General features: G+C 70.1%; 14 protein-coding genes and 1 riboswitch. Of the genes, 12 read left to right on the top strand and 2 right to left on the bottom strand.

Annotated features, from left to right (window positions below; translation table 11 throughout):
- The first annotated feature begins 146 nt into the window (after positions 1-146).
- The 11 genes from CWOE_RS31335 (at position 147) to CWOE_RS23635 (ending at position 16,599) form a co-directional block, all read left to right on the top strand.
- Positions 147-2,201 (top strand): sensor domain-containing diguanylate cyclase/phosphohydrolase, encoded by a 2,055-nt coding sequence (locus tag CWOE_RS31335; RefSeq protein WP_012936178.1) that lies wholly within the window; start codon positions 147-149, stop codon positions 2,199-2,201.
- A gap of 207 nt (positions 2,202-2,408) precedes the next feature.
- The gene (locus CWOE_RS23680) at positions 2,409-2,612 is read left to right on the top strand and encodes a cold-shock protein (protein WP_012936177.1); all 204 of its coding nucleotides are present in this window, start codon (positions 2,409-2,411) and stop codon (positions 2,610-2,612) included.
- A gap of 162 nt (positions 2,613-2,774) precedes the next feature.
- On the top strand, positions 2,775-4,619 hold the full coding sequence (locus tag CWOE_RS23675) for a 2-oxoacid:acceptor oxidoreductase subunit alpha (RefSeq protein WP_012936176.1): 1,845 nt from the start codon (positions 2,775-2,777) through the stop codon (positions 4,617-4,619).
- Positions 4,616-5,668: a 2-oxoacid:ferredoxin oxidoreductase subunit beta gene (locus CWOE_RS23670; RefSeq protein ID WP_012936175.1), complete on the top strand. Its 1,053-nt coding sequence runs from the start codon at positions 4,616-4,618 to the stop codon at positions 5,666-5,668. Before CWOE_RS23675 ends, CWOE_RS23670 begins: the two co-directional genes overlap by 4 nt.
- Positions 5,669-5,722: 54 nt before the next feature.
- Positions 5,723-6,397 carry a response regulator transcription factor gene (locus CWOE_RS23665; protein WP_012936174.1) on the top strand — a complete coding sequence of 225 codons (675 nt, stop codon included), beginning with the start codon at positions 5,723-5,725 and terminating at the stop codon, positions 6,395-6,397.
- Entirely contained in the window at positions 6,394-7,908 is a 1,515-nt protein-coding gene (locus CWOE_RS31330) for a sensor histidine kinase (RefSeq protein ID WP_012936173.1), read from the top strand. The genes CWOE_RS23665 and CWOE_RS31330 overlap by 4 nt, the downstream gene beginning before the upstream one ends.
- Before the next feature lie 328 nt (positions 7,909-8,236).
- Entirely contained in the window at positions 8,237-8,812 is a 576-nt protein-coding gene (locus CWOE_RS34500; protein WP_148261132.1) for an ATP-binding protein, read from the top strand.
- Between the two features lie 598 nt (positions 8,813-9,410).
- Positions 9,411-9,632: a hypothetical protein gene (locus tag CWOE_RS33635; protein WP_160165560.1), complete on the top strand. Its 222-nt coding sequence runs from the start codon at positions 9,411-9,413 to the stop codon at positions 9,630-9,632.
- Positions 9,633-10,525: 893 nt separating this feature from the next.
- Positions 10,526-11,170, top strand: a complete 645-nt coding sequence (locus CWOE_RS23645; RefSeq protein ID WP_236262150.1) for an autotransporter — start codon at positions 10,526-10,528, stop codon at positions 11,168-11,170.
- 436 nt (positions 11,171-11,606) lie between these two features.
- Complete coding sequence (locus CWOE_RS23640; RefSeq protein ID WP_012936170.1) at positions 11,607-13,793, top strand: TolB-like translocation protein; 2,187 nt, start codon at positions 11,607-11,609, stop codon at positions 13,791-13,793.
- A 157-nt stretch (positions 13,794-13,950) separates the two neighbouring features.
- Positions 13,951-16,599: a hypothetical protein gene (locus tag CWOE_RS23635; RefSeq protein WP_041730877.1), complete on the top strand. Its 2,649-nt coding sequence runs from the start codon at positions 13,951-13,953 to the stop codon at positions 16,597-16,599.
- 206 nt (positions 16,600-16,805) lie between these two features.
- On the opposite strand, the gene CWOE_RS23630 is transcribed toward CWOE_RS23635, so the two are convergent.
- On the bottom strand, positions 16,806-17,150 hold the full coding sequence (locus CWOE_RS23630; RefSeq protein WP_012936168.1) for a rhodanese-like domain-containing protein: 345 nt from the start codon (positions 17,148-17,150) through the stop codon (positions 16,806-16,808).
- 84 nt (positions 17,151-17,234) lie between these two features.
- Here CWOE_RS23630 and CWOE_RS23625 point away from each other — a divergent pair, with 84 nt between their 5' ends.
- Positions 17,235-18,548: a D-arabinono-1,4-lactone oxidase gene (locus CWOE_RS23625; protein ID WP_012936167.1), complete on the top strand. Its 1,314-nt coding sequence runs from the start codon at positions 17,235-17,237 to the stop codon at positions 18,546-18,548.
- 92 nt (positions 18,549-18,640) lie between these two features.
- Here CWOE_RS23625 and CWOE_RS23620 read toward each other — a convergent pair whose 3' ends face one another.
- Positions 18,641-19,975 carry an amino acid deaminase/aldolase gene (locus tag CWOE_RS23620; protein WP_012936166.1) on the bottom strand — a complete coding sequence of 445 codons (1,335 nt, stop codon included), beginning with the start codon at positions 19,973-19,975 and terminating at the stop codon, positions 18,641-18,643.
- A gap of 178 nt (positions 19,976-20,153) precedes the next feature.
- A riboswitch (cyclic di-AMP (ydaO/yuaA leader) is annotated at positions 20,154-20,313 on the top strand.
- Positions 20,314-20,320: the final 7 nt, after the last annotated feature.

The raw sequence follows: 20,320 nt of genomic DNA, 5'->3' as shown, positions 1-20,320 counted from the left end.
CGCTCGCCCGCGCTTGGTCGCACGCTGACGCTTCTGGCCCCGCGCCGCTGGCCCACAACGCAGAGATGGTCAGCTTCGGATCACGTTGCTGAACGTTCGTCCAGGTTTCGATCGGCGTCCGCCGCTTTCAGACGAGGATGTCCCGAATGCCGGCGGCGCTACATGACGAGGACGAACGGGCGCTCGACCGCCTGACGCGCCTCGCCGCGCGGACGCTGTCGGCGCCGGTCGCCTTCCTCGCCCTGCGCGACTCCGGCGAGGGACACGTGCTCGCCGCCGGCACCGGCCTGCCGGAGACGTGGCTGCGCGGTGCCGCGCTCGACGACGCGCTCCCGCGCGCGGCCGCGATGGCGGCGGGGGAGGAGCCACTCGCCGTCGCCGACGTGCGCGCCGCCCCGCGCCTGCGCGCGGGCTCCGTGATGGCCGAGGTCGGCGCCGTCGCGTGCATCGCCGCCGCGCTGCGCGATCGCACCGGCGTCGCGCGCGGCTCGCTGTGCGTCCTCGACGTGCGCCCGCGCGCGTGGAGCGACGACGACCGCGCGGTGCTGGCGGATCTGGCGGCGGTCGCCGCGCACGAGCACGGCCGCACGGCGGAAGTGCGCGAGCGCAAGGCGCTGCGCCACGTCGCCACGGCCGTCGCCCACGGCGACGAGCCCGAGGCCGTCCACGCGCTCGTCGCCGCCGAGCTGGCGCGTGCGTTCGGCGCCGACGCGGGCGCGGTCGTCCGCTACGAGGACGAGCGCAGCGCGCGCGTCGTCGGGACGTGGGCGCGCGCCGGCGTCGCGGCGCTGCCGCTCGACGGCGTGCTCGCGCTCGACGCAGGCGGGATCGCGTCGGCGCTGCGGCGCGGCGCTCCGGCCCGCGCCGACGGCGGACCCGGCCACCGCCCGTTCCGCCATCGCGTCGGCGCGCCCGTCCTGCGCGGCCAACAGGTCTGGGGCTTCGTGACGGCCCTGTCGAGCGGCACCGCCCCGTTCGCGGCCGACGTCGAGGCGCGGCTGGAGGAGTTCGCCGAGCTCGTCGCCGCCGCGCTCGCCAGCGCCGAGACGCGCGGCCAGCTGGCCGCGCGCGCGACGACCGACCCGCTCACCGGGCTCGCCAACCAGCGCGCGTTCCAGGAGCGGCTGGCGGGGGAGACCGAGCGCGCGCGCCGGCACGGCCGCAACCTCGGCCTCGCGCTGATCGACCTCGACGGCTTCAAGGCGGTCAACGACACCTACGGCCACCAGGCAGGCGACGACGTGCTGGTGACGATCGCGCGGCGCGCGGCAGGGACGATCCGCGCAGGCGAGCTGCTGGCGCGGATCGGCGGCGACGAGCTGGCGCTGCTGCTCCCGGAGGCGGACGCCGACGAGACGCACGCGGCGGCGGAGCGGATACGGCAGCTGATCGGCCACGAGCCGTTCGAGGCGGTCGGCTCGCTGTCGATCTCGGTCGGCGTCAGCGACCTCGCGCTCGGCGGCGACGCCGAGGGGATGATGCGCACGGCCGACGACGCGCTCTACTGGGCGAAGGCGCAGGGCCGCGACGTCGTCGCCCGCTTCCTGCCGGAGCTGCTCGACCAGCTCGGCTCCGAGCAGCGCGCCGAGCGCGTCGCGCGGCGCCAGGCGCTGCTCGGGATCGGCGCGCTCGCGCGCGCGGTCGACGCGAAGGAGAGCGAGAGCGAGCGCCACTCCGAGCGCGTCGCGGAGCTGGCGGTGCGGCTCGCGCGCGCGTCCGGCTGGCCGCCGCAGCGGCTCGCGCTGCTGCGCGAGGCGGCGCTCGTCCACGACGTCGGCAAGATCGGCGTGCCGGAGGAGATCCTCGCCAAGGGCGTGCGCAGTCCGGCCGAGGCGGCGCAGATGCGCGAGCACGCGCGCCTCGGGGCCGAGATCGCGACCGAGGTGCTGACGCCCGAGCAGGTCGCCTGGATCCGCAGCCACCACGAGCGCCCGGACGGTGGCGGCTACCCCGACGGGCTCGCCGGCGAGGCGATCCCGCCGGGCGCGAGGCTGATGGCCGTCGCCGACGCGTGGGACGCGATGACGAGCCCCAGCGCGCGCCGCCGGCCGCTGTCCCCGGACGAGGCGCTGGCGGAGTGTCGCACCGGCGCTGGGACGCAGTTCGCCGCGGACGCGGTCGCGGCGCTCGAGCGCGTGCTCGCCGCTGGCGAGCTGGCGCCGGCGTGGGCGGCGACGTCGGCGATCTCGCTGGGTGCGTGAAAGCACCAGCTCACAGCGTGCTTTTCGCCAACGTCGATGTGACATGTCAACCTCCTGCGGCAAGGGGTGGCAGTCGCCGTTGGGTCCTGGTACGTTCTGCGCCGTAAGGCCGGCCGAATGCCGGCGCCAAAGCAGTGCGACGCACGCGGGTTCGTTGCTGGACAACATCCTCCGCGCATGCAGCACGACAGGCAGTGGAGGGCATACGTGCCGACCGGAACCGTGAAGTGGTTCAGCGACGAGAAGGGCTTCGGCTTCATCACTCCTGATGAAGGCAGCAGGGACCTCTTCGTCCATCACACCGGCATCAACAGCGACGGCTACCGCTCGCTCGCCGAGGGCGCCAAGGTCTCCTACGACGAGGAGCAGGGCGACAAGGGACCCAAGGCGGTCAACGTCTCCGCCATCTAGTCGCACCCGCGTAGATTCGCACGCTGAAGGCCTCCGCGAGGGGGCCTTCCGTGTGTTCGGGCCCGGTGCGGCCGGGGCCCCGCTACCCTCAGACAGCAGGTTGCAAGCCCCTTGTGCGTACAATGGGGTAAATCCTGATCGAACTTTGGGGAATCTGGCGCGGTGACAAAGACTGTTGAAGAGCGCGAACGCGTGGTCGTGCGCTTCGCCGGCGACTCCGGCGACGGCATGCAGCTGGCCGGCGGACGCTTCACGGACGCGACCGCGGTGCTCGGCAACGATCTTGCGACGCTGCCGGACTTCCCGGCGGAGATCCGCGCGCCCGCGGGCACGATCCCGGGCGTCTCGGCATTCCAGATCCACTTCGCCTCGCGCGACATCCTCACGCCGGGCGACGCCCCGAACGTGCTCGTCGCGATGAACCCCGCGGCGTTGAAGGCGAACCTGCCGTCGCTCCCGCGCGGCGCGACGATCATCGTCAACGAGGACGCGTTCTCCAGACGCAACCTCGAGAAGGCCGGCTACCCCGAGAGCCCGCTCGACGACGAGAGCCTCGCCGAGTTCACGGTCCACCGCGTGCCGATGACGACGCTCACGACGCGCGCGTCGGAGGGGCTGGAGGGCGTCGGCACGCGCGACGCCGGCCGCGCGAAGAACCTCTTCGCGCTCGGGCTGCTGTCGTGGCTCTACGGCCGCCCGACCGACGTCACCGAGCGCTGGATCGAGACCAAGTTCGCCAGCAAGCCCGCCGCGAAGGCCGCGAACCTCGCCGCATTCCAGGCTGGCTGGTCGTTCGGCGAGACGACCGAGCTGCTCGACGTCCAGTACAAGATCGCGCCCGCAACGGACGTCGACCCCGGCACCTACCGGCAGATAAACGGCACGACTGCGACCGCGCTCGGCCTGCTCGCCGGCTCGATCCGCAGCAGACTGCCGCTGCTGCTCGCCAGCTACCCGATCACGCCAGCCTCCGAGCTGCTGCACGAGCTCTCCAAGCACGAGCGCCTCGGCGTCCGCACGGTGCAGGCCGAGGACGAGATCGCCGCCGTCGGGATGGCGCTCGGCGCCGCGTTCGGCGGGCACCTCGGGATCACCTCCACGAGCGGGCCCGGCATGGACCTGAAGGCGGAGACGATCGGCCTCGCGCTGATGCTCGAGCTGCCGATGGTCGTCGTCGACGTCCAGCGCGCTGGCCCCTCCACCGGCCTGCCGACGAAGACCGAGCAGTCGGACCTGCTGATGGCGATGTACGGCCGCCACGGCGACGCGCCGCTGCCGATCGTCGCGGCGCAGACGCCCGGCGACTGCTTCAGAGCGGCGTTCGAGGCGGTGCAGATCGCGATCGAGCGGCGCACGCCGGTGATCCTGCTGACCGACGGCTTCCTGTCGAACTCGTCGGAGCCGTGGCGGATCCCGGAGCTGGCCGACCTGCCGGAGATCGACCCGTCGTTCGCGACCGCGATCGGCGAGGACGAGACGTTCCTGCCGTACGCCCGCGACGAGCGCGGGGTGCGCCCGTGGGCGCCGCCCGGCGTCCCGGGGCTCGAGCACCGCATCGGTGGCATCGAGAAGCAGGACGGCACCGGCAACATCTCCTACGACCCGGCGAATCACGCGACGATGACGCGCCTGCGGGCGGAGAAGGTGTCGAAGATCGCGGCCGACCTGCCGCCGCTGGAGGTCCACGGCGACGCGGACGCGGACGTGCTCGTGATCGGCTGGGGCTCGACCTACGGCTCGATCCGCGCGGCGACCCGCCGCGTCCACGACAGGGGCCTGAAGGTCGCCCGCGCGCACCTGCGGTACATCAGCCCGATGCCGGAGAACCTCGGCGAGGTGCTGCGCGCGTTCCCGAAGGTGCTCGTGCCGGAGATGAACACCGGCCAGCTCGTGAAGCTGCTGCGGGCCGAGTACCTCGTCGACTGCAAGCCGTACACGAAGATCACTGGCCAGCCGCTGTTCGCAGCCGAGCTGGAGGAAGCGATCCTGGAGCTGATCGAGGCATGAGCGCCACCCTGCCCCTGAACGGCAACGACAGCGGCGCCGAGCCGAGGCTGACGAAGGCGGACTTCCAGTCCGACCAGGAGACGCGCTGGTGCCCGGGCTGCGGCGACTACGCGATCCTCAATGCCGTCCAGACGCTGATGCCCGAGCTGGGCGTGCCGACGGAGAAGACGGTGTTCGTCACCGGCATCGGCTGCGCCGGCCGCTTCGCCTACTACATGGACACGTACGGGATGCACTCCATCCACGGACGTGCCACGGCGATCGCGACCGGTCTCGCGACGACGCGCGAGGACCTCTCGATCTGGGTCGTCTCCGGCGACGGCGACGCGCTCTCGATCGGCGGCAACCACCTGATCCACGCGCTGCGCCGCAACGTGCCGGTCAAGATCCTGCTGTTCAACAACCAGATCTACGGCCTCACGAAGGGCCAGGCCTCGCCGACGTCCGAGCGCGGCAAGATCACGAAGTCGACGCCGTTCGGCTCGCACGACCGCCCGTTCAACCCGATCGCGCTGGCGCTCGGGGCAGAGGCGTCGTTCGTCGCCCGCACGCTCGACCGCGACAGAAAGCACATGACCGACGTGCTGCGCGCGGCGGCGAACCACAGAGGCTCCTCGCTCGTCGAGATCTACCAGAACTGCCCCGTCTTCAACGACGGCGCGTTCTTCCCGCTGACGGAGAAGGACACGAAGGTGCAGATGCAGATCCGGCTGGAGCACGGCGAGCCGATCCGCTTCGGCCCGGACGGCTCGCGCGGCGTCGCGCGCGCAGCGGACGGCGGGCTGGAGATCGTCGAGGTCGTCGACGCCGGCGAGGACGCGCTGCTCGTGCACGACCAGCACCGGGAGGACCCGAGCCTCGCGTTCGCGCTCGCGCGGCTGGCCGACCGCCCGACGGAGCCGACCCCGATCGGCATCTTCCGCCAGGTCGAGCGCCCGATCCACGGCGCGGCTGCGAGCCAGAACCCGGACCGCGCGATCGGCGACGTCGGCTCGCTGCACGGCCTGCTGCACGCCGGCGACACCTGGACGGTCGGAGCCGACGCCTAGCCGCGCGGTGCCGGCCGCTCGCGCCCGGTTGCCCGCGCGGTCTACGATGGGCTGATGCGCATCCTGGTGATCGAGGACGAGACCGCGATCGCCGACTTCGTGCAGCGCGGTCTGCAGGCGGAGGGCTACGCGGTCTCGATCGCGGGCGACGGGATCGAGGGCGAGCGGCGCGCGCTGCACGACGACGTCGACCTCGTCGTGCTCGACGTGATGCTGCCGGGACGTGACGGGCTGGCGGTGCTGTCGTCGATCCGGCGGGTGAAGCCGGAGCTGCCTGTCGTGATGCTGAGCGCCCGCGCGACGGTCGACGACCGCGTCGCCGGGCTCGACGGCGGCGCGACCGACTACGTCACGAAGCCGTTCTCCTTCGACGAGCTGGCGGCGCGGGTGCGCGCGCATCTGCGCAGGCCGCGCCAGCGGGACGCGACGACGCTGTCGGCGGCGGGGATAGAGCTGGACCTGCTCGGTCGCAACGTCAGACGCGAAGGCGTCGAGCTGCGGCTCTCAGCGCGAGAGTTCGACCTGCTCGCCTACTTCCTGCGCCATCCCGACCAGGCGCTGTCGCGCCAGCAGATCCTCAGCGCGGTCTGGGGCTACGACTTCGATCCCGGCACGAACGTGGTGGAGGTCTACATCCGCTACCTGCGGCGCAAACTCGAGCTGCCCGGCAGACCGACCCCGATCGACACGCTGCGATCGGTCGGATACCGGCTCACGACACGGCCATGAGCGCACGCGGGGGCAACGAGCAGGGCTCCCGCTGGCGTTGGATGCGCGGCCTGCGCGCTCGGCTGGCGCTGTCGATCTCGGTGATCCTCGTCGTCGCGCTCGCGACCGCGTTCATCGCCACCTACCGCGGGACCGGCACAGAGGTCCGCAACCAGATCGACGAGGACCTGCGGACCGACGCGATCGCCTTCGACCAGAGCCTGCCGGTGCTCGACGTGAGACCGAGAGCGCTCGCGCAGAAGGCGGAGACGTATCTCCAGGACCAGACGTCGTTCGGCGCGACGACGCGCCTCTACATCGTGCGGATCAGAGGCGGCGGCACGGTCTCGAACCTGCCGGAGCTGAACCCGGCCGAGGGTAACCCTGGAGTAGAGCGTGACATCGCGGGCCCGCGGCGCGAGAGCGACGAGGCGCGCGCGTTGCGCACGGCCCATATCGGCTTCTCGACGGTGCGCGTCAACGACGAGCCGCTGCGGCTCTACTTCATCGCGGTCGAGCGAGGCGGCAGACCGGTCGCCGAGATCGGCGTCGGCGAGTGGGCGGCGGCGGTCGGCCGCGCGCAGAGCGGCGTGGCGCGCACGTTCGTGTTCGCCGGCACGGTCACGCTGGTCGCCGCGATCGTGCTCGGCTTCGCGTTCGCGTCGCGGCTCTCGCGCCCGCTGCGGCGGATGGCGAGCACGGCCGCGGAGGTGACGGCCGGCGACCTCTCGCAGCGGATCTCCTCGACCGGCCCGCGCGACGAGGTGCGTGTGCTCGCCGACGCGTTCGACAGGATGCTCGACCGCCTGGAGAACGCCTTCGAGCGCCAGCGAGGCTTCGTCGCCGACGCCTCGCACGAGCTGCGCACGCCGCTGACGGTGATCCGCGGCCAGCTGGAGGTGCTGGCGCGCCAGACGGCGGTCACGCCCGCGGACGTCCGCCACGTCGACGAGGTCGTCCGCACGGAGGTGCTGCGGATGGAGCGGCTGGTGGACGACCTGCTGCTGCTCGCGCGCGCGGACGAGGGCGAGCTGGTGCGCCCGCACTCGCTCGACCTGGCGCCGTTCGTGACCGAGCTGTTCGACGCGCTCACGCTCACGGCCGACCGCGCCTTCGAGCTGGGCGAGCTGCCGCAGGGAAGGCTGCTCGCCGACGAGGACCGCGTCGCCCAGGTGCTGCGCAACCTCGCCCGCAACGCCGTCGAGCACACCGGCCCCGGCGGCCTCGTGCGCCTGACCGTCAGAGTCCTCGACCGCACCCAGGTGGAGTTCGCGATCGAGGACGACGGCCCCGGCATCCCGCCCGAGCAGCGCGACCGCGTCTTCGACCGCTTCCACCGCACCGACAGCGCCCGCGCCCGCCGCACCGGCGGCGCCGGCCTCGGCCTCGCGATCGCCCGCGCGATCGTCGAGGCCCACGGCGGCACGATCGCCGCCGGCAGCTCCCCCGAGGGCGGTGCCCGCGTCGCCTTCACGCTCCCCGGCTTCCGCGCGGCCTCGAAGCGCGCGGGCAAAGAGCCGGCCCGTTCATAGCTGTTCATGGGATCAGCCTCAAGAGGAGCCGCGGTGAACGGCGGCGGCAGAATCGCCGCTGTCCCGCCGCGGCGCGATCGTTACAGCCGGCAACCCCTGATCGGCGGGATCGGGTCTGGCAAGGGTCACGCTCACTCACTATGCTCACCGATCTACTCGTAGCTGGACGGTAGGCGTTGAGGCGCCGCATCCTTGGAGGGAGAGCGGCGCCTCAGCTCCGAAACCGGGAACCCGCCGGTGGCGGGCGCACCTGTCAGCCGGAATGATGCATGCGGTCGGGAGCCTTCGTGGTCGCACGTCTCGGAGGCGGCGCTTCATTACTTGAAGCGTGTTAACTGCCACCGGGGTCCTGTCTCCGCTAGTGACACTAAACCAGGCGGATCGATTCGCTACGGCTGTGCGCCCGCTGATCCCGGGTGCGCCTCGGCGCTTCGACGACACCGAAAGGCGGGCGGCTCAACCAACTGCCCGCCCTTTCGTCGTTCTCGGGACGGTGCCGTGTCCCGACTCTCGCCCATCCACGCACCGTTCGGAGGGGAGCGCGACCTGCTGGGTCAGATCGCGCTTTCCGTGCTCGCTGCGCGCTCTGATCCAGGGGCGTGGTCCGCTTGACCGCATTGCGGTCGGTCGCACCGAGGTCGAATTCGCGATTGAGGATAACGGTCCGTTATCACGCTTACGCAGCGCGATCGTGTCTTCGATCGCGTTCGCCGCACTGACAGCGCGCGCTCGCCGCACCGGCGGCGCCAGTCCCGGGCTCGCGATCGCTCGCGCGATAGTCGACGCCTACAGCGGCCGCATCTTCGCGGAATGCTCCCCCGAGGGCGGCGCCCGCGTCACCTTCACGCTCCCGGGTTCCGCGCGGCGTCGCACCGCGTCGGCCGCGAGCGCTCTCCGCTCATAGCTGCTCCTGCCTGCGTGCGAGCGTTGGACCGGTTGCGTCCGCCTTCGCAGCCGCGACGCTTCCCGTTCGCAGCCCCCGGGCCTCAGCAGCGCTCATCCCCGGCCGTACGGCGAGTGCGAGAGTAACCTTCCTGATGCACCACGTGCCGCGAGCGGCTTCCTGCTTCCTGCTCTGGTGAGCACCAGTTGGAGCCGCTCTGATGGCAGCCCTTCCACGCACCGCCGGGGAGCCAGAAGGCGTACTTCCACGATGGACAGGGCGGCGAAAGGTCACAGCCTGCATCTAGTCCAGACGGCTGGCTATCGGTCGGTTGTGGCGTCCATGCGGCGGCGCCTCGTCACCGCCGACGGGCGGCGCGCCGCGTGCGCGCCACCCGTCACCGACGGTCGACGATTCACATCGAGCGACCTAACCTATTCTCGCCCCCGGGAGGGTTATTGACAGATTGCCGGTCGCCGTCGGGGTGCAGATGCCTCTTAGTGTTCTGATCAGAGTGGCCGTACCCGACACGGACTTGGTCGATGTGCCGTTCGCCGTCCCCGTGAACGTGCCTGAGTAGAGACAGTGACCGCCCAGGATGTTGACGATTAGGATTGAGATGACGTCGCTTATCGCGCCGCCCGGTAGTGCGATCGTTAGCGTTATGGGCACCGTGTACGCGGCGGAGACGATCGTCCCTCTGCAGGCGCTGGCCGTGAATCCGGTAACGCTGGCGGCGCTGCTGCTCGAGGAGCTCGCTCTGATGCCTGACAGCACACAAGAGCCGTTACCAATGCTGGATATCGTGTTGAACGAACCAGTGCCCGACGTCGTGCTGTAGGGAAAGGTGATCGTCGCCGCTGCTGAGCTTGCGATGACCAGGGTCGCGGCGATGGCCAACGCGGTGGCGGCCGCGAGGCGACTCAAAGGCTTCATGATTCTCCTGAGTTAGACTATTGGAACGCCTGCCGCGCAGCTTCGGCTTGTGTCGGATCGCTATGCATCATGCACGACAAGTTCACGATGTCGAACTCGTCGAATCAGCCAACCCGCTCAATAATTGTAACTTGAGGTTTCGTGTATTGCAACCAGAGGCCGGGGGCGCCCGCTCAGCCGCCGTTTCGGGATCGGGCGGAGACGGGGCACCACGAGATCAGCTACCGCAAGCCGCGTGCTGACGCGATCCCAACCGCTGGAACTCTTCCGCTGAGATGGACCGGGGTTGTTTCGGCGGCCGTGTGGAGCTGTGAGCGGTGATGTTCTCGTAGTCGGCGGGTGAGTGGTGGCCGCGTAGCGCCCGTGTCGGCTACACGCTCCCGGGTTCGCGCGGTGTCGGCGTCACGATCCTGACACGCCCGCCCGGCTACTTTCGACCTACGATCGGAGGGGGGCCGATCGTAGGGGCGATGCTTGACTTGTTGACGTGAGAGTGCGTTCGCTATTTAGAGGATTCCAATAAGCCCCCAGCGAGAGTTGTTGGATTCAGATAAATAACATTCTAAGCGAGGTGTCGGCAGACTATGTGACATCAAATCGTGACGATTTCGAGGCTTGCTTGTGGCGGGCGGCATTGCATTCGCTATTGCTGCACGGTTGACGTTGTGAGCGTCTTATTGGTTGCAACCGCGCCGAGGGGCGTGCTACGGTCTAGATGTTGGATGTTGGGGGTCGCATCGCATCTTGGTCGTTGCACAGACTGCGTGTGCGGATGGAGTTGAAGGGGATCGTCCGGACGTGTCCGGCTCGTTGAGTCGGGTGCGCGGTCTTCTTGAACTTGCAGCGCTGCGTGGGCGCCCGACACAGTTGGACACCGCGGTGAATGTCGTAGTGAACAACACAATCAGGGAGAAGCTCATGAAGCTCTTCAAGCGCGGCGCGTTGGTCGCCGCGATGGCGGTCGCGTTGACGGCGATGTTCGCTGGCCCCGCGTCCGCGACGATAACGTTCCCGTTCGACAACGCAGGTAGAACCCTGGGTTCCGGCAGTTTCAACACCATATCGAGACTCGGCAACGGCTCCTGCGTCCTTTCCGGCGTCAGAGCGAGCACGTCGAGCAGCACGACTGGTTCCGTGACCGGCTTCACCGCCAGCGGCTGCAGAGGGACGCTCACCGCCGCGACTTACGTGAGTGCCATCAACATCATAAGCGACCTAGTCTCGAGCCCGAGAAGCGTGAGCGCCGACATAGTGCTCCTAATCAGAAACATATTGGGCGGCAGCTGCCAGTACAGAGGTAGATTCGCAGGCACTGGAAGCGGAACCTCCACCGTTTCTGTGAGAGGCACGGCTGCGCTCGACGTGACGCTAAGCGGCGCGTGCACGCCGACCGCGGATGCGAGCCTGACGGTCACGCTCCCTGGCGCGACGATAACCGGCTAGCGGGACGTTCACCTAGCAACTAACGCAGAAATAGGAGGGTGTCGCACCAAATGGTGCGGCACCCTCTTCTGCGTGCAGGCGCAGACCAGGAGAGGGGCATGACGATTCGCGGGGCGACCTGGATCGTTGATTCCGTGAGTGCGATGTAGTTGGTGAGGGCTTGTTGGGATTGTTGAGGAAGCTTGAGCATTGTCTGCACGCGTTCCGAGATCGTGTTCTCGCGCACGACGATGGCCTGGCGGGGGTGCACCCGCCCGTCGTCGCGGCATATCGCGTCAATTGGGCAGCCCGTGGGGCCACAGGGAACGTTCGCATTTGTCTTCGCGCCGCAGCTCGGTGTACTCTCGGAACATCGGAGTTTGCAAAGATCTCGGAGCGCCCCCGCGACGGTCGGATAAGCCGGGAGGGGTTCAGGATTGCAAGGAGAGGGATTGAGATGAGGACACGGACGAGCCGCCGGCACTTGGCTGCGGCTGTCGTGGGCGTTGGATTCGGCGTGATCGCAGCGGCGGCGCCGGCGACGGCGGCCGATCGGGCGTACGAGTTGGTGACGCCGCCCGGCAGTTCGGCGCGGACACTCCCGGGCAGCGGGATGTCGACACCGGACGGCAACGTGGTCTGTTTCGACGCCGAAAATGCGGCTGCCGGGGCGGACGTCAACGGGGAGCTCGCACCAGACGGCTTCTGCTCACGGCGAACGGCGTCCGGGTGGGAGACCAAGTGGGTCACCGGGCCTGGGGTCACCGACCCGAAGGGAGGATTCGGCTCAGCCGTCTTCTTCGTCTCGCCCGACGGTAGCCGTGCTGCCTTCGCGACCGACAAGGGGCTGAACCGGGACTACCCCGGGGGCTCTCCAACCGGCCCAGTGGACAACCCCCCGCAAACCGCATACATGTGGGAAGGCGGCGACGTGCCGCGGTGGCTCGCTCCGGCGCCGGAGCCTTTGAAGGATCCAAGCGAGAATCGCCTCCCACTCGCGGCGTCCGATGACGTGAGGCACGGCCTCTTCCAGAGCGGGCTCAGACTCGTTCCCGAGGACACGAACGCAGATACGGACGTATACGAGTGGACGCCAGACGGCATTCGCCTCGTGTCGCGGGATGCTTCGGGAGTTGCGGTCGGAGGCGCCGCCGTGCCGCCGCTCACTAGCGTCAGCACGAACGGGACTTTCGCACAGCCCGGCGCGATCTCGCGAGACGGTTCGCGGATCTTCTTCCATCACGCCGGCACGTCGCTCGGCGGCGAGCCGGCCAACGTCCAGAGCGTCTTCATGCGCGAGGGTGACGAGCTCAGGCTCGTCTCGCCCCGACGCGGGGGCGACGCGCCGGGCAGAGTCGACTTCGCTGGCGCCTCCGATGACGGCGAGGTCGTCTACCTGCAGACCGCCGAGAGATTGACGCCGGAGCCGAAGGAAGCCGGCGACGCGCTCTACCGCTACGACGTCGCCAGCGACACGCTCTCGCTTGTCGCGACCGACGCCGCGGGAGTCTCCTTCCTCGGCCTCTCCGCCGACGGCTCGACGGTGGTCTATCGAACGGACTTTCCCTGGGACCTGCGCGTCGTGCGCGGTGGAAGTGTGACGACGCTCGGGGCCCTCGACGCCATGGACGTGTTTGACTACTACACCGTCGGCAGTTCGGGGTTCGACAGCCGCGCGCTGCGTTTCGCGCCGGACGGCAGCGTGATCGTCTTCAGCGCACTGGGCTCGTTCGACGGGACACCGCCGGGAGGAAGACAGGTCTACCGCTGGACTCCGGAGCAGGGCGTGAGACGGATCTCCACCACCGCAGAAGGCGACCCGCCCGCAGGCGGTGCCGACATCGGGAACTTCTCAATCTCCTTCGGCCTTATCCCACGCGCGGTCAGCATTTCCAACACCCTGCGCAACTTCCCGCTGCTCGGGCGTGTCGTCGCGGAGGATGGTCGCGTCTTCTTCGAGACGGCGGACCAGCTCGTCGCGTCAGACCTGAACGAGTACGTCGACGTATATGAATGGAAGGACGGCACCGTCCGGCTGGTTTCGCCCGGTACCCAGAGAGCGCACGCCCTGTACCACGACAACTCAGTGGACGGCAACACGGTCTTCTTCACAACGAGTGCTCGGCTGATCCCGGAGCTCGACCGCAACACGGCGATCGATCTCTACGCCGCGCGCGTGGGGGGCGGCTTCCCACTGCCCGAGAGAGCGTCGGCCTGCGAGGGCGACCGCTGCCAGGGGCCGCTCGTGCCACCGACGGCGCTGCAGTTGCCTGGAACGACCGCCTTCGACGGCCCTGGTGATGTGCAGGACGAGGCGCCCCCGGTCGCGCGCCACTCGGTGCTGAGAATCACGGCGAAGCAGCAGCGAGCGTTCGCGCGCAGCGGGCGGATCGTGCTGCGCGTGCGGGCGAACATGAAGGGCGCGGTCACTGCGACGGCGCGCGCGAGACTCGGGCGTCGTACCGTTCTGGTTGCTCGCTCGACGGCCGCAGTGAGAGGCCGCGCCACCGTGCGGGTGCCCCTCAGCCTGTCGCAGCAAGCGCGGAACGCGCTCAGAGCCAAGAGAAGGCTCCGCGTCGTCATCAGCGTGTTGCACACGGAGTCGGACACGTCAGTGCAGCGGGTGGTGATGCTCCGTGGCTAGCGTGTGCGCCACCCGCCTCCCGGTGCAGATCGACGAAAGCACGGTCGGAGGTCTCGATGTCGAGGTGCCAGAGATGAGCAACCGATGGGCGAAAGCGCCGCATCGCCCCGGGCTCTCCCGCCAGCGATGGCGTCATGCTCTTGCGCGTGTCGCAGCGGTGGTCGGCATCGGAGCGGCTGCCGTCGCCGCGGGGAGCGGGGCGGCCTTTGCTGCTGGCGCGCTCGACCCGGAACAGTTCGCGATCGAGTCGTTCACGACCGCGACGAGCGACATGCAGGCCGGAGGTCACCCTGACGTCAGCACGTCGTTTGCGTTCCACCATGAGGAAGTGCCGAACGTGATAGACCCGAGCTGGCCCCCCGACGGCGTCACCTACGGCCGGGCGAGACGGCTCGAGATAGACCTGCCGGTCGGGCTCGTCGGAGATCCAACTGCGTTCGAGACGTGCTCGGTCGATCAGTTCTACTCGCTGACTCCTTGCCCAGCTCGGAGCCAGGTCGGCGTCACCGACGTCTTCGCGGCAGGTTTCAACGGTACGAGATTCGAGGACTCCGGCATCTTCAATCTCGAGCGCCCGGCGGGCGAGCCGGTGCTGCTCGGCATCAAGCCCAACCCGGTCCTGTACGCCTTCATCAAGGTGAAGGTCAAGCCCGACGGCGGGCTGACCGCGATCACCGACGAGCTGCCGCTCGCTCACCCGCTCGTCGCGACCGACGTCACGCTGTGGGGCGTTCCGGCCGACAGCAACCCGGCCAATGTCGCGAGAGACTGGCCGCGCGTGCCGTTCATGGCCGCGACGACCGAGTGCGAGACGACCCCCACCACGACGCTGCGTGCGTACTCGTACGAGGGCAAGGTGGCGACCGCAACGCACAGCCTCGCCGGGCCGATGGAGAACTGCGATCGTGTTCCATTCGAGCCGACGATGACGGCGACGCCGACCTCGCGCGCGGCCGCCGGGCCGACCGGGCTCGACGTGCAGATCAAGGTGCCTCAGAGCGACCTGCCCAGAGGCATCGCGACCGCGCACGTCGACGAGGTGCAGATCGCGTTGCCGAACGGCATGTCGGTCTCGCCGTCGTCGGCGAACGGGCTGCAGGCATGCTCGCCGGCGCAGTTCGGCTACAGAACCGACAGTGCGGTCACCTGTCCTGAGGCGTCGAAGATCGGCACGATCGCGATCAGAACGCCGCTGCTCGAGCAGCCCATGGGCGGTTCGGTCTACCTCGCCAAGCAGAACGACAACCCGTTCAACTCCCTTCTGGCGCTGTACATCCTCGCCGAGGGGACGGGCGTGACGATAAAGCTGGCCGGCAGGGTCGATCCCGATCCGGTCACGGGCCAGCTGACGACGACGTTCAGAGACAACCCGCAGCTGCCGTTCGAGCAGTTCGACCTGGCGTTCAAGAGCGGGCCGCGGGCGCCGCTCGTGAACCCGAGAACGTGCGGCACGTACCAGTCGACGACGCGGATCACGTCGTGGACGAACAAGACGGTGTCGGCGACGACGCCGATGACGATCGATCAGGGCTGCGCCCCGATCGGCTTCAGACCGACGTTCGACGCCGGATCGGTGAACCCGGTCGGCGGCAGATCGTCGACGTTCTCGCTGACGTTCGGCCGTGGCGATCATGACCAGGAGCTGCGTGACATCACGGTCGCGATGCCAGAGGGTCTGACCGGCGTGCTCGCGAAGACGACGCTCTGCGCCGATGGACCGGCCACCGCCGGCGGCTGCGGCGAGGCGTCGAGAATCGGCAGCGTGACCACGGCCGCAGGGCCGGGCTCGACGCCGGTCAACATCCAGGGCGGCCGCGTCTACCTGACGGGTCCGTACAAGGACGCGCCGCTTGGCCTCTCGATCGTCGTTCCGGCGGTCGCGGGTCCGTTCGATCTCGGTAACGTCATCGTGCGGGCTGGGATCTACGTCGATCGGTCGAGCGCGGCACTGCGTGTCGTCTCGGAGCCGTTGCCGCGGATCCTGCAGGGTATCCCGCTCCACGTCCGCACAGTCAACGTGGCGATCGACAAGCCCGGGTTCATGCTCAACCCGACCAGCTGCAAGGCCAAGAGCGTCGGCGGCCGGATCACGTCGCAGAACGGCGTCGGTGCGGACGTCAGCTCGCGCTTCCAGGTCGGCGACTGTGGTCGCCTGCCGATCGCGCCGAGATTGTCGCTGCGGGTCGGCACGAGAGGGCGGACTGGTGCGGAGAGGACGACGCCGTTGACGGCGACGCTGACGCAGACGCCTGGTCAGGGCAACCTGCGTGAGGTGAGCGTGAAGCTGCCTACGATCCTCAACTCGCGGCTGCAGGTCGTCAACCAGAGACACGCGTGCTCGATCGAGCAGTACCGGGCAGAGAGATGCCCGAACCCGATCGGCTCCGCCTCGGCGACGACGCCGTTGCTGCGCGACCCGCTCCGCGGACCGGTGTACCTGCTCCGCAACCCGGCGCGGAGACTGCCCGACATGGTCGTGCGGTTGAAGGGCACGGGCGTGACGTCGGCGATCAAGCTCGACGTCGTCGCGAAGATCACGATCGGCAGAGACCTCTCGCTGATCAACACGTTCGACACCGTGCCGGACGTCCCGGTCTCGAAGTTCACGCTTCGACTGATCCCGGGCAGAAACGGCGCGGTCGGCGTCGTCAGAAACCTCTGCACGAAGGAGAGCAGACGCGCGAGAGCGAGTCTGAGCTTCCGCGGGCAGAACGGCAGACTCGTGAGCCGCAGACAGCGGCTCCAGATCCGCGGGTGCGCCGGCGGTGGCAAGGACGCGACCACCAAGCCATCGCCCAGAAGATGAAGCGCACCCACGCGGGTCGCCGCGGCTGACGTAACAACGGGCGCTCTCTGACCTGAGCCCCGGCCGACGGCGACACACAGCGACACGGGCGGGCGGCCGGCAGGCCGCCCGCCCCGCTGCGTTAAGGGCCCGACCGAGGAGGCGCCGCGGCAACGACCGCGGCGCCGTCGGGCGGCTGGGCGGCCCGGCGCGTGCCGGCGCGAGGGTCAGTGGTCGGCGACGACGCCGTCGGGGTCCGACAGCGGCAGGCCGCCGTCGACCCAGCCGACGATCCCACCGGTCATGTTGCGCGCGTCCCAGCCGGAGGCGCGGAAGGCGTCGGTCGCCATCGCCGAGCGACCGCCGACGCGGCAGTAGAAGATCACGGGCCGGTTGGGGTCCAACTGCTCGGCCGCCGTCATCAGCTGCTGCAGCGGGACGTGCTTGGCGCCCGCGATCGCTCCGGCCTCGTGCTCATGCGGCTCGCGGACGTCGACGAGCTGGACGCCGTCGGGGTCCTCGGCCAGCAGCGCCTGGACCTCCGCGGGGGTGTGCTCCACAGGGTTGGACATCGTGGAGGAGGATAGCCGTGTGCTCGCGGCGTTTCGCGGGCGCGATCCGCGCGCGGGCGCGCGGGCGGGGGTACGCTGCGAGGCATGTGGCACAACTGGGCAGGGGACGAGAGCTGCCGGCCGACCGCGATCGAGCGGCCGGGGAGCGTCCCGGAGGTCGTCGCGGCGCTGGAGCGGGCTGCTGCGGCCGGGGAGCGGCTGCGGGTCGCGGGCTCCGGGCACTCGTTCACGGACGTGGCCTGTAGCGACGGGCGGCTGATGACGCTCGACCGGATGGACCGGGTGCTCGACGTCGACCGCGCGAGCGGTCGGGTGCGGGTCGAGGGCGGGACCACGCTGAGAGCGCTCAGCGGCGCGCTCGCCGTCCACGGGCTCGCGCTCGAGAACCTCGGCGACATCGACGCGCAGACGATCGCCGGCGCGATCTCCACCGCGACGCACGGCACCGGCGCGCGGCTGCCGAACATCTCCGCGCAGGTGGAGGCGATCGAGCTGGTCCTCGCGGACGGCACGACGCTGACGTGCTCCGCCGCCGACGAGCTGCTCGACACCTACCTCGCCGCGCGCGTCGGCGTCGGCAGCCTCGGGGTCGTGAGCGCCGTGACGCTGCGCTGCGTGCCCGCGTTCACGCTCCACGGCGTCGACAGAACGGCGCCGCTGGAGGAGACGCTCGACGCGCTCGACGAGCTCGGCGCGGCGAACGACCACTTCGAGTTCTACGCCTTCCCGCACACGAGCACGGCGCTGACGCGGACCAACAACCGCGTCGACGGGCCGCCGCGGCCTCGCGCGCGTGTGCGCGCGTGGGTTGACGACGTGCTCGTCACCAACCACGCGTTCCACGCCTTCTGCGTCGCCGGACGAGCGGCGCCGCGGTTGATCCCGGCGATCAACCGCGTCGTGACGCGCTTCGCCGGCTCCACCGAGGTCATCGACCGCAGCGACCGGATCTTCGCGACGACGCGGTCGGTCCGCTTCACCGAGATGGAGTACGCGCTGCCGCGCGAGCACACGGCGACCGCCCTGCGGCGGATTCTCGCGACGATCGACGAGCGTGGCTTCCGCATCCCGTTCCCGATCGAGGTGCGGCTCGTGGCGCCCGACGACGCCTTCCTCAGCCCCGTGCACGGCCGCGACAGCGGCTACATCGCGGTCCACATGTTCAAGGGGATGGAGTGGAGACCGTACTTCCGCGCCGTCGAGCAGATCATGGACGAGTACGGCGGCCGGCCCCATTGGGGCAAGCGCCACTTCCAGACGGCGGCGACGCTGAGCCCGCGCTATCCGCACTGGGACCGCTTCCAGGCGGTCCGATCGCGGCTCGATCCCGCCGGCCGCTTCGTGAATATGTACACCGACCGCGTGCTCGGCGCGATCGGGGCGCCGATTCCGAGCTGATGGCAGGATCGCCGACGGACGCGGCGATGCCGGAATCCTGCCTCAGGCTCGACCTGAACTTGAGACATGGTGTCTGACGCGATGTCAAGTCGTCATAAGAAGCAGCGGCCCTCGCCGCGATAGGTCGGGACGGTCTCGACGACGCGGTCGCCCTCGACCAGGTGCAGCTCGCCGAAGCGCTCGCACAGCTCGCCGGCCTTCGCGTGGCGGAACCAGACCCGGTCGCCGACCCGCAGGCCGTCGGCGGCGGCTCCCAGCAGCGGCGTCTGCACCTCGCCGGCGCCCTCGCGTCCGTCGAGCCGCAGCCCGGCGGGCAGCACCGGTCGGGGAAGACGGGCGCCGTCGGCCGGGCCGGAGGCGAGGTAGCCGCCGCCGAGCGCGGTGACGACGCCCCTGGCCGGCCGCCGCACGACCGGCAGCACGAACAACGCCGCCGGCAGCGGCCTGAAGCGGGAGTAGGCGTCGAACAGCGTCGGGGCGTAGAGCCCCGATCCCGCTGCGATCTCCGTCACAGCGGGCTCGGCCGCAGTCAGCTCGACGCTCCCGGTGCCGCCGCCGTTGACGAACTCCAGCGGCGCGACCTGCTGCACCGCCGCGACGATCGCGGCGCGGCGCGTCGCCAGCTCGCGTGCCGAGGCGCGCTGCATGCCCCGCAGCGCGAGCCCCATCAGCGGGTTGCCCGGCGGGCGGTCGCCGACGCCGGCGATCTGCGCCTCGTACGCCATCAGCCCGACGAGCCGGAACGCCGGCCGTGCGGTGATCGCGCGTGCCAGCGCCGCGACCTGCGCCGGCTCGTGCAGCGGCGAGCGCTTGACGCCGAGCCGCACCCGCCCTCCGAACGGCCACCAGCCGGCGTCAGCCTCGATGCAGAGCCGGATCGGGCGCGGGGCGGCGGCGCCGGCGGGAGCGGGGGCGCCGACGGGAGCGGGGGCGCCGACGGGAGCGGGGGCGCCGACGGGAGCGGGGGCGCCGGCGGGGGTTGTGGCGCCGACGGGGGCGGCACCCTCGATCGCGCGCTCGATCAGGTCCAGCTGCGCGACGTCGTCGACCATCAGCGTGATGCCGGCATCGTCGGGGCGGGCGGCGAGCGCTCGCAGCGCGCCGCGGTCGGCGGTCGGGTAGGCGACGACGAGGTCTCTGAGGCCCGCGTCGGCGAGCCACAGCGCCTCCGGCAGCGTGAACGCGAGCGTACCCTGGAAGCCCGGATCGGAGGCGAGCGTGCGCTCCAGCAGCGCCCGGCAGCGGATCGACTTGCTCGCGAGCCGGATCGGGCGTCCGCCGGCCCGCCGCAACAGATCTTGCGCGTTGGAACGGAAGGCGCCGAGGTCGACGGCCGCGAAGGGCGGGTCGAGTGCGGCGGTCGCGCGGTCGAGCCGCGCGAGCGCTTCGGCAGGGCTGGGCACGGCGGCCGACGATAGCGCTCGCATAGCGCTCGCGCGCCCGGCTCGGCTACATAAACGTTTTTGCAGGTGCCATAAGACGGGGCCGGGGATCGAGGGTGCTCCATAACCCGCGCCCACGCGTGCGATGCGTCCAGTTTGCGGGGTTCGGCTCCATAACGGGTCGACATCCCTCCGCGGCCCTTGCTAGCCTGCTCGCCGTCGTTCAAGAACCCAGCCGAATCTCCAGCGTCGCAACCGCAGGAGAGCGGGGGAACCAAAGAGTCCTCCAGGACTCAGGGGCGAATCGTCGTATTCCGCGACGTAGCGCTGCTCTTTCTGCGCGAGCCCGACAGCTAACCCCGCAGGCGCCCGAAAGAGAAGGGGTTGCAC

Origin of the sequence: Conexibacter woesei DSM 14684 (assembly GCF_000025265.1) — a bacterium.
Classification (GTDB): Bacteria; Actinomycetota; Thermoleophilia; order Solirubrobacterales; family Solirubrobacteraceae; genus Conexibacter; species Conexibacter woesei.
Note: the sequence above shows the minus strand (reverse complement) of the source record. Positions and strands in the feature narration are given on the sequence as shown.

Coding starts and splice junctions, on each gene's coding strand:
- CWOE_RS31335 (WP_012936178.1), top strand. CDS start 147: ATGCCGGCGGCGCTACATGACGAGGACGAACGGGCGCTCGACCGCCTG.
- CWOE_RS23670 (WP_012936175.1), top strand. CDS start 4,616: ATGAGCGCCACCCTGCCCCTGAACGGCAACGACAGCGGCGCCGAGCCG.
- CWOE_RS23665 (WP_012936174.1), top strand. CDS start 5,723: ATGCGCATCCTGGTGATCGAGGACGAGACCGCGATCGCCGACTTCGTG.
- CWOE_RS31330 (WP_012936173.1), top strand. CDS start 6,394: ATGAGCGCACGCGGGGGCAACGAGCAGGGCTCCCGCTGGCGTTGGATG.
- CWOE_RS33635 (WP_160165560.1), top strand. CDS start 9,411: ATGACGTCGCTTATCGCGCCGCCCGGTAGTGCGATCGTTAGCGTTATG.
- CWOE_RS23640 (WP_012936170.1), top strand. CDS start 11,607: ATGAGGACACGGACGAGCCGCCGGCACTTGGCTGCGGCTGTCGTGGGC.
- CWOE_RS23630 (WP_012936168.1), bottom strand. CDS start 17,150: ATGTCCAACCCTGTGGAGCACACCCCCGCGGAGGTCCAGGCGCTGCTG.
- CWOE_RS23625 (WP_012936167.1), top strand. CDS start 17,235: ATGTGGCACAACTGGGCAGGGGACGAGAGCTGCCGGCCGACCGCGATC.
- CWOE_RS23620 (WP_012936166.1), bottom strand. CDS start 19,975: ATGCGAGCGCTATCGTCGGCCGCCGTGCCCAGCCCTGCCGAAGCGCTC.